Source organism: Bacillus sp. 5B6 (assembly GCF_000259405.1).
Taxonomy (GTDB): domain Bacteria; phylum Bacillota; class Bacilli; order Bacillales; family Bacillaceae; genus Bacillus; species Bacillus velezensis.
The window spans coordinates 191,476-207,355 of sequence record NZ_AJST01000001.1; the positions used below are offsets into that span (position 1 = coordinate 191,476).

Here is a 15,880-nt window from a genome sequence, read left to right on the forward strand (position 1 = left end):
GGGGAGCGGAGCAGATGAGCCAGTTCAAAAAAGATCAAGTTCAGGACATGTATTATTTGTCGCCGATGCAGGAGGGAATGCTGTTTCATACTCTCCTGAATCCCGGCCAAAGTTTTTACATCGAACAAATGACAATGAAAGTAAAAGGCAGCTTGAATATCAAATGCCTTGAAGAAAGCATGAATGTGATCATGGACCGGTACGATGTATTTCGTACCGTGTTCATTCACGAAAAAGTAAAAAGGCCGGTCCAAGTCGTATTGAAAAAACGGCAGTTTCAGATAGAAGAAATCGATCTGACACATGTAACGGACAGCGAGCAAACAGCCAAAATCAATGAATACAAAGAACAGGATAAGATCAAGGGCTTTGATTTGACGCGGGATATTCCGATGCGGGCAGCCATTTTTAAAAAATCGGAAGAAAGCTTTGAATGGGTGTGGAGCTACCACCACATCATTTTGGACGGCTGGTGCTTCGGCATCGTCGTGCAGGATCTGTTTAAGGTATACAATGCCCTGCGCGAACAAAAGCCGTACAGCCTGCCGCCGGTCAAACCGTATAAAGACTATATCAAGTGGCTTGAAAAGCAGGATAAACAAGCATCACTGCATTACTGGCGCGGGTACTTAGAAGATTTTGAAGGACAAACGACGTTTGCGGAGCAAAGAAAGAAACAAAAGGACGGCTATGAGCCGAAAGAGTTGCTCTTCTCACTGCCGGAGGAGGAAACAAAAGCATTTACCGAGCTTGCAAAATCGCAGCATACCACTTTGAGTACGGCGCTGCAGGCGGTTTGGAGTGTATTAATCAGCCGCTACCAGCAGTCCGGCGATTTGATCTTCGGCACAGTCGTTTCCGGGCGTCCCGCAGAAATCAAAGGCGTTGAACATATGGTCGGGCTGTTTATCAATGCTGTTCCGAGGCGGGTGAAGCTGTCTGAGGATACCACATTTAACGGCTTGCTCAAGCAGCTGCAGGAGCAATCGCTGCAGTCTGAGCCGCATCAATATGTGCCGCTCTATGACATCCAAAGCCAGGCCGATCAGCCAAAGCTGATTGACCACATCATTGTGTTTGAAAATTATCCGCTTCAGGATGCAAAAAATGAAGAGAACAGTGAAAACGGCTTTGATATGGAGGATGTACACGTTTTTGAGAAATCGAATTATAATCTCAACCTGATGGCTTCTCCAGGTGATGAAATGCTGATTAAGCTTGCCTATAACGGGAATGTGTTTGATGAGGCGTTTATCCTGCGCTTAAAATCTCAGCTTCTCACAGCGATTCAGCAGCTCATCCAGAAGCCGGATCAGCCTGTCAATACGATCAGACTTGTTGATGAAAAGGAAAGAGAGCTTCTGCTTACCGGCTTAAACCCGCCGGCTCAGACTCATCAGGCGAAGCCTCTGACGGATTGGTTCAAGGAAGCGGTGAATGTAAATCCTGATGCGCCGGCGCTTACGTATTCCGGCCAGACTCTTTCCTATCGTGAATTAGATGAGGAAGCGAACCGTCTTGCGCGCCGTTTGCAAAAGCAAGGTGCGGGCAAAGGCTCCGTTGTCGCGTTGTACACGAAGCGCTCGCTTGAACTGGTGATCGGCATTCTCGGCGTATTAAAAGCAGGAGCGGCTTATCTGCCGGTTGATCCGAAGCTGCCGGAAGACCGAATCTCGTACATGCTGGCTGACAGTGCGGCAGCCTGTCTGCTGACACATCAGGAGATGAAAGAAAAAGCGGCTCAGCTGCCGTATACAGGAACAACACTCATCATCGATGATCAAGCACGGTTTGAGGAACAGGCAAGCGATCCTGCAGCCGCAATTGATCCCGATGATCCGGCGTATATTATGTATACGTCCGGCACAACCGGAAAGCCGAAGGGCAATATCACCACTCATGCCAATATTCAAGGGTTGGTCAAGCATGTAGATTACATGGCATTTTCTGAAAAAGATACGTTCTTATCTGTTTCCAATTACGCCTTTGACGCATTTACCTTTGATTTCTACGCATCAATACTGAATGCGGCACGGCTCATTATCGCAGATGAACATACACTGCTTGATACAGAACGGCTCACTGATCTGATCCGGCAGGAGAATGTCAATGTCATGTTTGCGACAACCGCACTTTTTAATCTTCTCACCGATGCGGGAGAGGAGTGGCTGAAGGAGCTTCGCTGTGTGTTATTCGGGGGTGAGCGCGCGTCAGTGCCTCACGTCAGAAAGGCGTTTGAGATCATGGGGCCTGGCAAGCTGATTAATTGCTACGGGCCGACTGAGGGCACGGTGTTTGCGACAGCTCACGTCGTGCATGATATACCGGATTCCATTTCCTCATTGCCGATCGGAAAGCCGATCAGCAATGCAAGTGTTTATATTCTTAACGGGCAAAATCAGCTTCAGCCATTTGGGGCTGTCGGTGAACTGTGCATCAGCGGAATGGGTGTATCAAAAGGGTATCTGAACCGTCATGACCTGACGAAGCAAACGTTTATTCCAAATCCGTTCAAGCCGGGAGAAACGCTTTACCGCACAGGGGATTTAGCACGCTGGCTGCCGGATGGAACAATTGAATACGCCGGGCGTATTGACGACCAGGTCAAAATACGCGGACACCGGATTGAGCTTGAAGAAATCGAAAAGCAGCTGCAGGAATACCCGGGTGTGAAAGATGCGGTCGTTGTTGCGGACCTTCATGAGTCCGGAGATGCATCAATCAACGCCTACCTCGTGAACCGGACGCCGCTTTCAGCTGAAGACGTAAAGAGGCACTTGAAAAAACAGCTTCCTGCTTACATGGTGCCGCAAACCTTTACTTTCTTAGAGGAGCTTCCGTTAACGACAAACGGGAAGGTCAATAAACGGCAGCTGCCGAAACCGGATCAGGCTCAGGCGGCGAAAGAATGGATCGGGCCTCGAAACGCGACGGAAGAAACAATTGCACACATCTGGTCCGACATCCTCGGCAGACAGCAGATTGGGATTCATGATGATTTCTTTGCGCTCGGAGGCCATTCCTTAAAAGCGATGACGGCAGCGTCGCGCATTAAAAAAGAGCTCGGTACGGACATTCCGGTGCAGCTGTTATTCGAAGCGACGACAATCGCAGACATTGCCGGTTATCTGCTTCACGGTGAAGAAAAAGGAATGAAAGATCTCACCATCATGAATAAAAATCAGTCTGACACACTGTTTGCGTTCCCGCCGGTTCTCGGTTACGGGCTGATGTACCAGCCGCTGGCAAAACAGCTGTCCGGCTATAGAATCTGTGCGTTTGATTTTATCGAGGAAGACAACCGCATCGAACGCTACACAGAGCTGATCAATCAGCTCCAGCCGGAAGGACCGGTCAAGATGTTCGGATACTCGGCAGGCTGCACGCTCGCCTTTGAAACGGCCAAACGGCTTGAAGCCGAAGGACGTAAAGTGGAGCGGCTGATCATGGTTGATTCTTATAGAAAACAAGGCATCAGCGACTTAGAAGGCCGCACCGTAGAAAGTGATGTCCAGGCGCTGATGAAGGTAAACCGGGACAATGAAGCGCTGAATAACGAAGCCGTCAAAGAAGGGCTCGCCAAAAAAACAAACGCGTTTTATTCTTATTTCGTGCATACCGTCAGCACCGGCACGGTCAAAGCGGATATAGATCTATTAACGTCAGAACCGGACTTTGCGATGCCGCCGTGGCTCGCTTCGTGGGAGGAAGCCACGACAGGTGAATACCGTGTGAAAAAAGGCTGCGGCACGCACGCAGAAATGCTTCAGGGAGAATGTCTCGAAAGGAATGCGGCATATTTGCTCGAATTCCTAAGGAAGGAACATCTGAAGCTGACAACTTCACGATAGAAAAGGAGGAAGCCCGCCAATGGTCCAGCTCTTTAAATCGTTCGATACCACGGAAAAAACGCAGCTTATCTGTTTTCCGTTCGCAGGAGGCTATTCCGCATCATTCCGCCCGCTCCACACCTATCTTCAAGGTGAGTGTGAGATGCTTGCCGCGGAACCGCCGGGACACGGAACAAATCAAATGTCCCCCGTTGAGGATTTTGAACAGCTTGTCAGTTTATACAAGCAGGAGTTGAATCTCCATCCTGACCGCCCGTTTGTGCTGTTCGGCCACAGTATGGGAGGCATGGTCGCTTTCAGGCTGGCGCAAAAGCTGGAGCGGGAGGGTATTTACCCGCAGGCCGTGATCATCTCAGCCATTCAGCCGCCGCACGTGGAAAGGAAAAAAGTGTCTCATCTTGATGATGAAAAATTTCTCGCCCATATTATCGAGCTTGGCGGAATGCCGCAGGAGTTAGTGGAGAATAAGGAGGTCATGTCATTTTTCCTGCCTTCTTTCAGATCCGACTACCGCGCGCTTGAAAGCTTCCGTCCGTCTGATTCTCACATGATTCAATCACCCGTCCATATTTTTAACGGGCGGAAAGATAAAAAATGTATCAAAGATGCGGACGGATGGAAAAAATGGGCCGACAATCCCGTATTTCATGAGTTTTCGGACGGCCACATGTTCATATTAAGTGAAACTGAAAAAGTGGCGGAACGAATCTATGAGATTATTAACAGGAGCACTGCAGGCCAATTGTTATAGGATATGACAGACAGCATTCGCTGTCTGTTTTTTGTAACAAAATCCGCCCGCGCGTTTTCTCATTTATCAAAAATTTTATGTTATGATTTGATGGAATATAATTTTGAAGGGATTGTCGTACATGAATGATGCAGCAAAAGAGCTGAACAGAACATTATCTGAAGAAAACCCGCACGTGCTTCATATGCTTTCTGATTTGGGCAGAGAGTTGTTTTATCCGAAAGGGGTGCTGACACAATCGGCGGAAGCGAAAGCCAAGGCCGGAAAGTATAATGCCACGATCGGGATTGCCACCTCACAAGGCGAGTCCATGCACTTTTCCCATATTCAAGAGACACTGTCCGCCTATAACCCCGATGATATCTACGATTATGCTCCGCCGCAGGGAAAAGAGCCGCTCAGACAGGAATGGCTGAAAAAAATGCGTCTCGAAAACCCTTCATTAGCCGGCAAAGACATCAGCACGCCGATCGTGACAAACGCTTTAACACACGGGCTGAGCATCGCCGCCGACTTGTTCGTCAATGAAGGGGATACACTGCTTCTGCCTGATAAATATTGGGGAAATTACAATTTCATTTTCGGTGTCCGGCGCAAGGCGTCCATTGAGACGTACCCGCTTTTTCAGCAGGATGGGCGTTTTAATGCGGCGGGGCTGTCCGAGCTGCTGAAAAAGCAGAAAGAAAAGGCGATTGTCGTGCTGAATTTCCCGAATAATCCGACAGGCTACACGCCGGGGGAAGAGGAAGCGGCAGAAATCGTCAGCGTGATCCTGGAGGCGGCAGAAGCCGGCAAAGAGATTGTCGTGCTCGTAGACGATGCGTATTACAATCTGTTTTACGATGAAACGGCCATTCAGGAATCCATCTTCAGCAAACTCGCCCAAGTGCACGACCGGGTGCTTTGCGTGAAAATAGACGGCGCGACGAAGGAAAATTACGCGTGGGGCTTCCGCGTCGGTTTTATTACGTACAGCACAAAAAGCGAAAAAGCGCTGCGCGTGCTCGAGGAAAAAACAAAAGGGATTATCAGGGGAACGATTTCAAGCGCCCCGCACCCGTCCCAAACGTTTATGCTGCGGGCGATGCAGTCACCGGAATACGAGAAAGAAAAATCGCTGAAATATAACATCATGAAAAAACGGGCTGACAAAGTGAAAGCCGTTCTTGCAGAAAACAAGCACTATGAAGACGTATGGACGCCTTACCCGTTTAACTCGGGCTACTTCATGTGTGTCCGGCTGAAAGACATAAACGCCGGCGAATTGAGAGTGTCGTTGCTTGAAAAGAGAGGAATCGGGACGATATCCATTAATGAAACCGATTTGCGAATCGCATTTTCATGTGTTGAAGAGGAACACATCGCGGATCTGTTCGAAGAAATTTATCAAGAAGCAAAGCAGCTGCAGAAACAGGCGGAAATATCAGGCTGACAAAAAAGGAGGGGGACACCCTCCTTTTTGTCTTTTATTCTGTTACATTTACTTTCCCATTCACATTTTCCCGGAGCATTTGCCTGAAAACGGCGATATCTTTTTGCGAATAGAAAAGTCGTTTCGGCAGCAGAAGTGTTCCGTAACCCGATGTTTGTAATCGAAACATATCTTTGTGCTCCCTAGCCGAGAGCAGTTCATCCCATTCAAAAAGAATGCTTGCGTTTTTTTGTTTTTGGCTGATTCCGAGCTGATGAATCGTAATACTTCTGGCAGATTTCAGCCGCTGATTCGTTTTGTATGTTCTGTAAAGACGGAAGAATGAGATTGCCGTTGTGATCACCGTGACTGCCAAAGAGAGAATCACAGCTGCAAGGAAATTCAGGAGAGCTCTGACGCCCCATGTGCCGCCTGTAACCGGGCCGTTCATTTCAAAACAGATGGCAGAAGCCAGCAGCATAATCAAAAAACAGACAGCCGCGGATTTTCCTTGATGATAAGCAAAGTGTTTTCTTACATCGGCAAATGTTAAGCAGCCCGCGAGATAGATATTTTCATTTCGTGTGTTGATCATATTCCGTCTTCGTTTCCTTTCATTTTTTCCCTATGTCGTAATATGCTTTTTTTCCGCCGTCCTGAAGCATTGCTTCCCAAGACTCCGATGACGATACAGACGGCGCCGGCGATATGATACCAGCGGAGTGACTCATGGAGAACGAGGACACCCGCAAGCATCGTCACGATGACGGACAAATTGTTAAAGGCGCTCATCTTAAACGCTTCAATCTTGGACAGCGCGTAGTTTGACATCAATGATGTAATGAGAGAAGACAAAATGCCTAAATACAGAATCGCTGCGATAAAACCGGGATCGCGGAAGGGCAGAAAATACTGCCCGATCGTTCCTTCCGCTCCGTGCCGGAAGAGAGCGATGCAGTTGAAGGAAGCAAAGCCGATCGCAGACATGCACCAGGTCAGCTCACCCAATGAAAAACGCTGGGTCATGCGTCTCGCTGCCGTATTGTAAAGGGCGGAGGACAGCGCGGACAACAGGATCAGGAAAGCACCTTTAAAACTCGCCGATTCCGCGGACACCCCTTTCATTGTGAAAATAAATACCACCCCGGCCACTGACAGGCATGTGAATCCCTTTTGCGCCCATGTCGGACGTTCCTTTAAAAAGTAAGACGAAAACAGCATCGTAAAAATCGGGATGGCGGCTTGAATGATACCGGCTTCCGATGATGAAGAATACAAAAGGCCGAACGCCTGAAAACTGAAAAACAAAGCCGGATATAAAAGGGCCAAAGGCAAGATCGCCAGCAAATTCTTCCAGCTGACGGACAGTTTGATCCAGCCGAATAAAACAGGAAGCATTGCACAGATGAAGGCCGCTGTGAACCGATGAGCCAATATATCAAACGGATTGGCGGATTGAAGCGCAATCTTGACAAATATAAAGGAAAAACCGATAATCAGCGCATTTAAAATGGCAGCGAGGTAAGCAGCAGCCAAACGGTTTTGATTAATCATCTTTACGAACTCCTTTAATGAGATCGAGCGCCGGCCGCTCCCTTTTATTGTATGGGAAGGGAAGAAGCAGTACAATGAGAATAATGATAAACTGTACCGGTACAGATGGAGGTTCAGCATGGAAAAGTATATGAACGTGATGATAGAAGTGGAGAGTCTCATTGAAGGCGGCACTTTTCAGGAAGGGGCGCGGCTGCCTTCTATCAGGCAGCTGGCCGAGCGTTTTCACGTCAGTAAAAGCACCGTCATCCGTGCGCTTCAGGAGCTTGAAAAACGGCACATTATTTATGCCGTGCCGAAAAGCGGCTACTATCTTATTAAAAATGACAAAAAGCAGGAGCGAGAACAAACAGGTATCATTGATTTTGCAGCCTCGGCGCCGGACCCTGATATTTTTCCGTACCGCGACTTTCAGCATTGCATCAACAAAGCCATTGATATGTATAAAAATGATTTGTTCATTTACGGCACGCCGCAGGGGCTTCCGTCTTTAATCCGGGTGCTTCAGACGCTGTTATCCGATTATCAGGTATTTGCAAAAGAGCGGAACATTTTTATCACCTCGGGTGTGCAGCAGGCGTTATCCCTGCTGTCTCTGATGCCGTTTCCGAACGGAAAAAAGAAGATTTTAATCGAACAGCCGGGCTATCATCTGATGGTGGAGCAGCTTGAAGCGCTGCGCCTTCCCGCCTGCGGCATTAAACGGACGGCTGAGGGGCTTGATATGGCGGAAGTCGAGCGGCTGTTTCAGACGGAGGAAATTAAGTTTTTTTACACGATGCCCCGATTTCATAATCCGCTCGGCAGCTCTCTGACAGAATGGCAAAAACGAGAGCTTGTCCGATTAGCGGAGGCGTATGACGTTTATTTGGTTGAGGATGATTTCCTAGGAGATTTAGAGGACAATCAGAAGGCAGACCCGCTGTACGCCTACGATCTGTCTTCCCGCGTGATTTATTTGAAAAGCTTTTCGAAAATGATTTTTCCGGGGCTGCGTGTTGGAGCGGCTGTGCTCCCGGATTCGCTGGCCCCGGTTTTCCATACGTATAAAAAGCTGAGCGATATCGACTGTTCGATGATATCCCAAGCGGCCCTTGAAGTGTATATCAAAAGCGGCATGTTCAAAAGGCATAAAGAAAAAATCCGGGCCTCTTACAGAGCACGTTCCGAGCTGCTCCAAAACGCGCTGCAGGAGTACGACGGTTTTTCTGTAAAGCAAACGTCGATCCATACCCATCTCGTGCTGGAGAAAAGCCTTTCCGCTTCAAGAGTTGTGCAACGTCTGAAAGCGCAAGGCGTGCTGGTGGAGCCGATTGACAGCCATTACCTATCGGATTTTCCGAAAGAAAATATCATCAAACTCAACGTGTCCAACGTCAAGACAGGGGATATCACGCGAGGCATCAAAATGCTGACGGATTGCTTATAACAGCTCTTCATACGTTTTCATCTCAATCCCGTCACAAAAATCGGGATGCGCCGCACAAACGGCCAGCTTATACTCCTCGTCCGCCTCATATGTGCGGATGAAACAAGGTTCATGTCCGTCCGGGAGCTCAATGGACACATGGCCGTCGTCTTTGAGGCGGACGCTGAATGAATCAAGCGGCAGGGAAAGCCCTTTTCCGGCCTGTTTGATAAAGCTTTCTTTCATCGACCACAGGTGGTAAAAATAATCGGTCTGCTGATCGGGGTGTTTCGCTTGCAGATCACTGTATTCCCTCGGCGAAAAAAACCGTTTGGCGATATCAATCGTGCCGGGCTTCATTTTTTCAATATCAATGCCGATCGGTTTTGAATCAACGGCGCACACGATCCAGCGACCGGAGTGGGAAATATTAAAGTGCATGTCCGGAAGCGCGGGGATGTACGGCTTTCCGTATTCCTGAACGCTGAATGAAATCCCGGCCGGATCAAGTCCGTTAGCCTTCGCCGCAGCGGTGCGGATCAGCATGTCGCCGATCAAGGTGCGGTGAGCATCCTCCTTATGGTAAAAGCGCCGGCATTTTTCCCGCTTTTCGGCGGACACGGCCGCCATCATCCGATCCTCTTCCCCTGCAGAAAGCGGGCGGTCCATATATACTCCGTAAATCTTCATGTCCAGCTCCTCCGTCTGAAAATATTGTCAAAACCATCCTATCATATCAGACGAAAGCTGTCCGAAAATAAAAAACAAAACCGTTTCGGCTTTGTTTTTAATGAACGGACGTTGCCCGCCCGGAGATCGCGTATGTTAACAGTTTAGAGGACTGCGGCAAAGAAAAACGCAGAATCAGCCCCGTCAAAACAGCCGTAATAATGGTTCCGGCGCCGATCGGTCCGCCCATCATCCAGGCTGCGGCAAGAATCGTCAGCTCAATGCCGTTCCGCACCCATTGCACGTTCCAGCCCGTTTTTTCAGATATCAGCATCATCAGAGAGTCCCGGGGGCCCGCGCCGAGCCCTGCTGATACGTAAATACCGACGCCGCAGCCGATCAGCAGCAATCCGATAGAAAAACACACGGCCGCTAAGGAAAAAGCGTGCGTCTCAGGAAGCAGAAACGAAAAGAAATCAATAAACATTCCCATCAGCACCATGTTTAAGATAGCGCCGATTTTCGGGAGTGTCCTCGTGAACAGGCAGGTTAAAGCCACAATGACCGCGCCGACCACGATGGACCATTGGCCGACAGAAAGCCCGAAATGCTGAAAAAGCCCATAATGAAAGGCATCCCAAGGGCTGATGCCGAGAGCTTTTCCTTTAATGGTTAACGATACCCCGAAAGACAAAATCAACAGACCGGCAAAATAAAACGTCCAGCGCATCAAGAATTCCCGCTTCAAAGAGGTCCCTTCTTTCATAAAATTTCATTAATTGTCATTGTAGCATAACCGCCAAAAAAAAGAAGAAGCGAAATCAGTGTTTCGCTTCTTCTCCCGCTCCTACAAAGGATTCAGTATACGATTTAAAAACCGCTGCGTGCGTTCTTCTTTCGGCGCGGAAAAAATGTGGGCCGGCGGTCCTTGTTCCACAATGACGCCGCCGTCAATGAAGATGACTTCATCGGCCACTTCCTGCGCGAATTTGATTTCATGGGTGACGACGACCATCGTCCAGCCTTCGTTCGCCAGATCCTTAATCACTTTGAGCACCTCGCCGACCAGCTCCGGATCAAGCGCTGACGTCGGTTCGTCAAACAGCATCAGCTCGGGCTGAATCGCAAGCGCGCGGGCGATTCCGACACGCTGCTGCTGACCGCCGGAAAGCTGGAACGGATATAAATCCATTTTGTCTTTCAGTCCGACTTTTTCCAGAAGCTCTATCGCTTCTTTTCTCACTTGCTCCTTGTCGCGCTTTTGCACTTGAACGGGTCCTTCCATGACGTTTTCAAGCGCCGTGCGGTGAGGAAACAGATGATACGCCTGAAAGACCATGCCTGATTTGCGGCGGAGGCGAAGAATATCAGCCTGCTTCACTTTTTTGGAGAAATCTATTGAAAAATCGGAGAATGCCAGCTCGCCGCGATTGGGAATCTCAAGCGCGTTCAGACAGCGCAGAAGCGTCGTTTTTCCTGAACCGGACGGCCCCAGAATGGCGATGACTTTCCCTTTTTCTATCTCCATATCTATCTTTTTTAAAATTTCATTCTGTCCGAATGATTTATTTAATCCTTTGACGGAAAGCATATCGAAACCTCCTTATTTGGCCACATAACGGTCGAGACGCCGTTCGATCACGTGCTGTACGATTGACAGCAAGAAGCAGATGATCCAATAAATAAAGGCGGCTTCAATATAGATGACCAAGATTTGATCAAGGTTTTGCGCGCCGATTTCCTGCGCTTTTCTGAAAAGCTCCGCGACGAGAATCTGTGACGCGAGAGATGTATCCTTGATCAGGCTGATAAATGTATTTGATAATGGCGGAATGGACACGCGAAACGCCTGCGGCAGGATCACGCGGAACAATGTCTTGCGATAGGTCATGCCGATCGTATAACCGGCTTCCCATTGCCCTTTCGGCACGGATGAAATAGATGCCCGGATGATTTCAGAAGCGTAGGCGCCCACGTTTAATGAAAACGCGATGACTGCGCTTGGGAAAGGGTCCAGCGTAATATTAAATGTCGGGAACAGATAAAAAATGATGAACAATTGAACGAGAAGAGGAGTGCCGCGCACCGCTGATACGTATACGCTGAACACCCATCTCAATGGTTTCATATTTGACATTCTGGCGAGCGCCGTAATCAGCGCGATGATCATTCCGAAAATAAAGGAAAGAATGGTAAGGGGAATCGAGTAATAGATTCCCCCGGAAAGAATCGGCCAGAATGACTGCTGCACCAGATCCCATGGAATGGCTGTTGCAATCACGGGCTCCGGCAAGTTACTTAGAAACATCTTCGCCGAACCATTTTTTAGCTATTTTAGAAAGAGTCCCGTCCTCTTTCATTTCTTTTAACGCCTTGTTGACGTGAGTCACAAGTTCGCCGCTTCCTTTTCGGAATGCGAAATACGTCTGCTGCGGCTGGCCTGCTTCAAACGCGATTTTCACGTTTTTATTGCCGGACGTTTTTAAGTAGTTCAGTACGGCAAGCTTATCGTTGTAAGTCAGATCAGCGCGGCCCTGCTGAATGAGCTGAAGGGATTGCGCCATGCCTTCAACGCCTTCAATTTTTGCGCCGGCTTCTTTCGCTAATTTATTGTAATTGCTTGTTAATGACTGAGCCGCTGTTTTTCCTTTGACATCAGCCTCTTTCGCAATCGTGCTGTCTTTTTTCGTCACGACGACTGCATTTGACGTTGTGTATTTATCAGAAAAATCATATTGGTTCTCACGGCCTGTTTTGCCGACTTGGTTGGCGACGACGTCAAACCGTTTCGCGTTTAAACCGGCAAACATGCTGTCCCATTGTGTTTCTTTAAAGTCAGCTTTCAGACCGAGGCGTTTCGCGACTTCTTGAATCACTTCAACATCATATCCGGTCAGTTTGTCAGTCTTTTTATCATGGAAGGTAAACGGTTCGTACGTTCCTTCTGTGCCGACGGTCAGTACGCCTTTTTTCTTGACAGAAGCCCAAAGATCGCCGTCTTTTGACTTAGATCCGCTGTCCTGTGAGTTTCCGCAGGCTGCAAGCATTGCGATGCTGACCATCATGAACAAAGCGAATAATGCTTTTTTCATCTTCTTTATTCCCCACTTTTCTGAGTAGTTTTATTGAGAAAAAATAGCTCCCAATTGTAAAGGATAACTTTTTTTTAGTATGAGTCAAGTAATTGGTTTTCATGAGCGGGAATTCTTCGTGTTCCGGGATCAAAATAATTCCAAAAACTGTATGACAGGCTTCGGCAGGTAGCTGTCTTTCCTCCAGATGACGGCCGGTGTCATGACAAACGGGTTGTCTTCGATGATAACCGTTTTGACATGCGAGCGCATATGGACGGGAATCATCGTCAAAGGCAGAATTGTGGCGCCGAACCCTGATGATACGAGGCTCAAGAGCGTCGCGGAGTCATGGCATTCACAGACAACCTGGAGGTCGAGACCGTACTGTTCACAAACTTGGAGGACTTGGTCATACACACCTCTTCCATTGACGGTGCGCAAAAGGATCAGAGGCAAAGAGGCGATGTCATTCAGTTTAATCGTTTCTCCGCACATTCGTTTTGAATGCTCGGACAGCACCAATACACACGGAATGTCTTCAAGCTCCTTCGATTCAATGCCGTCGTTTTTAATCAAGGTGGTGGTGACGGCGGCGTCAATCTGCCGGGTTTCCAGAAGCTCAAGCAGTGAGACGGGTTCATCTTCCCAAATGTTAAAGGTGAGATGCGGAAACCGCTCTTTCATCTGTGACACTTTCTCAAGCATGAGCGCTGCGCAGTAAATGGTTGACCCGACGGCAAGTGTGCCGGCCACTTCTTCCTTCAGCTCTTGTACCTCGATAATGGCATCCTCAAACTTGTGAAGAATCTCTTTCGCTCTTTTCAAAAAGACATTTCCTTCATATGTAAGGGTCATTTGTTTCTTTTTATTGCGGTCAAACAGAATGACGCCCAATTCTTCTTCGAGCTGTTTCAGCTGTCTGCTTAAAGGCGGCTGTGCCATATGAAGCTTTTTGGCGGCCGTCGTGATTTTCTGCTCTTGGGCAATGGTGATGAAATAACGCAATTGCCGGATATCCATGAGAACGCTCGCTCCTTTCTTTTATACCTTTAAGGTATGATACATAGATTTAACGAATATTTTTCATATGGATATATCAGGAGTATGATGGTTTTGACACCACATTTCAAGCGTAAAGGAGGGGTCAATATGAAGCTCGTCATCGGAATGACCGGGGCAACGGGAGCCATATTCGGGATCAGGCTTTTAGAATATTTAAAAGCCGCGGAGATCGAAACCCATCTTGTCGTGTCTCCTTGGGCAAATGTCACCATTACCCATGAAACCGATTATACGTTAAAAGATGTCGAGAAACTCGCATCCTATACGTATTCTCACAAAGACCAGGCAGCGGCGATTTCAAGCGGTTCGTTTGAAACGGACGGGATGATCATCGCTCCGTGCAGCATGAAATCACTGGCAAGCATCCGCACCGGAATGGCTGACAATCTGCTGACAAGGTCGGCTGACGTCATTCTGAAGGAGCGGAAAAAACTTGTGCTGCTGACAAGAGAAACGCCGCTCAGCCAAATTCATTTAGAAAATATGCTAGCGCTTACAAAAATGGGTTCCGTCATTCTTCCGCCGATGCCGGCATTCTATAACAAGCCGGCTGACATGGATGAATTGATCGACCATATTGTGTTCCGGACGCTCGATCAGTTCGGCATCCGTCTACCGAAAGCGAAACGGTGGTACGGAATTGAAAAACAAAAAGGAGGAATCTGATAATGGCCTATCAGGATTTTAGGGAATTTCTCGCCGCTCTTGAAAAAGAAGGGCAGCTCTTAACAGTCAACGAAGAAGTAAAACCGGAGCCGGATCTGGGCGCCGCCGCGCGTGCAGCCAGCAATCTCGGGGATAAAACCCCTGCGCTTTTGTTTAACAATATTTACGGACATCACCATGCGCAGGTGGCTCTGAATGTCATCGGCTCGTGGCCGAATCACGCGATGATGCTCGGCATGCCGAAAGATACGCCTGTAAAAGAACAATTCTTTGAGTTTGCCAAACGGTACGATGCATTTCCGGTGCCGGTCAAACGGGAAGAAACCGCGCCGTTTCATGAAAATGAAATAACGGAAGATATCAATCTATTTGACATCCTTCCGCTATTCAGAATCAACCAGGGGGACGGCGGCTACTATTTGGATAAAGCGTGTGTCATTTCCCGCGATCTTGAAGATCCGGACAATTTCGGCAAGCAGAATGTCGGCATTTACAGAATGCAGGTAAAGGGAAAAGACCGCCTCGGCATTCAGCCCGTGCCTCAGCATGATATTGCGATTCATCTTCGCCAAGCTGAAGAACGCGGCGTGAATCTTCCCGTTACGATCGCGCTCGGCTGTGAGCCGGTGATTACGACGGCTGCGTCAACTCCGCTGTTATACGATCAATCCGAGTATGAAATGGCCGGCGCGATTCAAGGGGAGCCCTACAGAATCGTCAAATCTAAATTGTCTGATTTAGACATCCCTTGGGGCGCTGAAGTCGTTCTGGAAGGAGAGATCCTTGCGGGAAAACGGGAATACGAAGGACCTTTCGGTGAGTTCACGGGCCATTATTCCGGCGGCCGCAGCATGCCGGTGATCAAAATCAAACGGGTATATCATAGAAACAATCCGATCTTTGAACATTTATACTTAGGCATGCCGTGGACGGAGTGCGATTATATGATCGGCATTAATACGTGCGTGCCGCTTTACCAGCAGCTCAAGGAAGCTTATCCGAACGAAATTGTCGCCGTGAATGCGATGTATACGCACGGGCTGATCGCCATTATTTCCACGAAAACGCGCTACGGCGGATTTGCCAAGGCGGTCGGCATGCGCGCCCTGACGACGCCGCACGGACTCGGTTACTGCAAAATGGTCATTGTCGTGGATGAAGATGTCGATCCGTTTAACCTGCCGCAAGTCATGTGGGCGCTCTCAACGAAAATGCATCCGAAACACGATGCAGTCATCATTCCTGACCTGTCCGTCCTTCCGCTTGATCCGGGGTCTGATCCGGCAGGGATGACACACAAAATGATTCTTGACGCCACAACGCCTGTCGCGCCGGAAACAAGAGGCCATTATTCGCAGCCGCTTGATTCTCCGCTGACAACGAAAGAGTGGGAACAAAAACTGATGGACTTAATGAATCAATAAGAAAGGATGA

At 48.5% G+C, this 15,880-nt stretch carries 14 protein-coding genes; 6 read left to right on the forward strand and 8 right to left on the reverse strand.

Features of this window, described 5'->3' with window-relative positions; genetic code table 11:
- Positions 1 to 14: 14 nt before the first annotated feature.
- The 3 genes from srfAC to MY7_RS00850 all read left to right on the forward strand — a co-directional run bounded on the left by srfAC (position 15) and on the right by MY7_RS00850 (position 6,034).
- Positions 15 to 3,851 carry a surfactin non-ribosomal peptide synthetase SrfAC gene (srfAC, locus tag MY7_RS00840; RefSeq protein ID WP_007609308.1) on the forward strand — a complete coding sequence of 1,279 codons (3,837 nt, stop codon included), beginning with the start codon at positions 15 to 17 and terminating at the stop codon, positions 3,849 to 3,851.
- Positions 3,852 to 3,870: 19 nt separating this feature from the next.
- Complete coding sequence (gene srfAD / locus MY7_RS00845) at positions 3,871 to 4,602, forward strand: surfactin biosynthesis thioesterase SrfAD (RefSeq protein WP_007609310.1); 732 nt, start codon at positions 3,871 to 3,873, stop codon at positions 4,600 to 4,602.
- Between the two features lie 121 nt (positions 4,603 to 4,723).
- Positions 4,724 to 6,034, forward strand: a complete 1,311-nt coding sequence (locus tag MY7_RS00850) for an aminotransferase class I/II-fold pyridoxal phosphate-dependent enzyme (RefSeq protein WP_007609314.1) — start codon at positions 4,724 to 4,726, stop codon at positions 6,032 to 6,034.
- A 34-nt stretch (positions 6,035 to 6,068) separates the two neighbouring features.
- Here the strand turns inward: MY7_RS00850 and MY7_RS00855 are convergent, their stop codons facing one another.
- Both MY7_RS00855 and MY7_RS00860 read right to left on the reverse strand, forming a co-directional pair.
- Positions 6,069 to 6,608, reverse strand: coding sequence for a YcxB family protein (locus MY7_RS00855; protein ID WP_007609320.1), 540 nt, complete (start codon positions 6,606 to 6,608; stop codon positions 6,069 to 6,071).
- Positions 6,605 to 7,567 carry a DMT family transporter gene (locus tag MY7_RS00860; RefSeq protein ID WP_007609324.1) on the reverse strand — a complete coding sequence of 321 codons (963 nt, stop codon included), beginning with the start codon at positions 7,565 to 7,567 and terminating at the stop codon, positions 6,605 to 6,607. The genes MY7_RS00855 and MY7_RS00860 overlap by 4 nt, the downstream gene beginning before the upstream one ends.
- Positions 7,568 to 7,685: 118 nt before the next feature.
- Here MY7_RS00860 and MY7_RS00865 point away from each other — a divergent pair, with 118 nt between their 5' ends.
- A complete protein-coding gene (locus tag MY7_RS00865; RefSeq protein ID WP_007609335.1) occupies positions 7,686 to 8,996 on the forward strand; it encodes an aminotransferase-like domain-containing protein in 1,311 nt (436 codons plus the stop codon).
- On the opposite strand, the gene MY7_RS00870 is transcribed toward MY7_RS00865, so the two are convergent.
- The 6 genes from MY7_RS00870 to MY7_RS00895 all read right to left on the reverse strand — a co-directional run bounded on the left by MY7_RS00870 (position 8,991) and on the right by MY7_RS00895 (position 13,738).
- A complete protein-coding gene (locus MY7_RS00870; protein ID WP_007609336.1) occupies positions 8,991 to 9,665 on the reverse strand; it encodes a 4'-phosphopantetheinyl transferase family protein in 675 nt (224 codons plus the stop codon). The genes MY7_RS00865 and MY7_RS00870 overlap by 6 nt on opposite strands.
- A gap of 97 nt (positions 9,666 to 9,762) precedes the next feature.
- Positions 9,763 to 10,374 carry a YczE/YyaS/YitT family protein gene (locus MY7_RS00875; RefSeq protein WP_023356699.1) on the reverse strand — a complete coding sequence of 204 codons (612 nt, stop codon included), beginning with the start codon at positions 10,372 to 10,374 and terminating at the stop codon, positions 9,763 to 9,765.
- A gap of 117 nt (positions 10,375 to 10,491) precedes the next feature.
- Positions 10,492 to 11,235, reverse strand: a complete 744-nt coding sequence (gene tcyC, locus MY7_RS00880) for a cystine ABC transporter ATP-binding protein TcyC (protein ID WP_007609342.1) — start codon at positions 11,233 to 11,235, stop codon at positions 10,492 to 10,494.
- A 12-nt stretch (positions 11,236 to 11,247) separates the two neighbouring features.
- Positions 11,248 to 11,952: an amino acid ABC transporter permease gene (locus MY7_RS00885; protein WP_007609343.1), complete on the reverse strand. Its 705-nt coding sequence runs from the start codon at positions 11,950 to 11,952 to the stop codon at positions 11,248 to 11,250.
- Complete coding sequence (tcyA, locus tag MY7_RS00890; protein WP_003156373.1) at positions 11,939 to 12,736, reverse strand: cystine ABC transporter substrate-binding lipoprotein TcyA; 798 nt, start codon at positions 12,734 to 12,736, stop codon at positions 11,939 to 11,941. The genes MY7_RS00885 and tcyA overlap by 14 nt, the downstream gene beginning before the upstream one ends.
- A gap of 129 nt (positions 12,737 to 12,865) precedes the next feature.
- Positions 12,866 to 13,738 (reverse strand): LysR family transcriptional regulator, encoded by an 873-nt coding sequence (locus MY7_RS00895; protein ID WP_007609344.1) that lies wholly within the window; start codon positions 13,736 to 13,738, stop codon positions 12,866 to 12,868.
- A gap of 93 nt (positions 13,739 to 13,831) precedes the next feature.
- On the opposite strand from MY7_RS00895, the gene MY7_RS00900 reads away from it, so the two are divergent.
- The gene (locus MY7_RS00900) at positions 13,832 to 14,446 is read left to right on the forward strand and encodes a non-oxidative hydroxyarylic acid decarboxylases subunit B (RefSeq protein ID WP_139325686.1); all 615 of its coding nucleotides are present in this window, start codon (positions 13,832 to 13,834) and stop codon (positions 14,444 to 14,446) included.
- Between the two features lie 2 nt (positions 14,447 to 14,448).
- On the forward strand, positions 14,449 to 15,870 hold the full coding sequence (gene bsdC, locus MY7_RS00905; RefSeq protein WP_007609358.1) for a phenolic acid decarboxylase BsdC: 1,422 nt from the start codon (positions 14,449 to 14,451) through the stop codon (positions 15,868 to 15,870).
- The last annotated feature ends 10 nt before the right edge of the window (positions 15,871 to 15,880 follow it).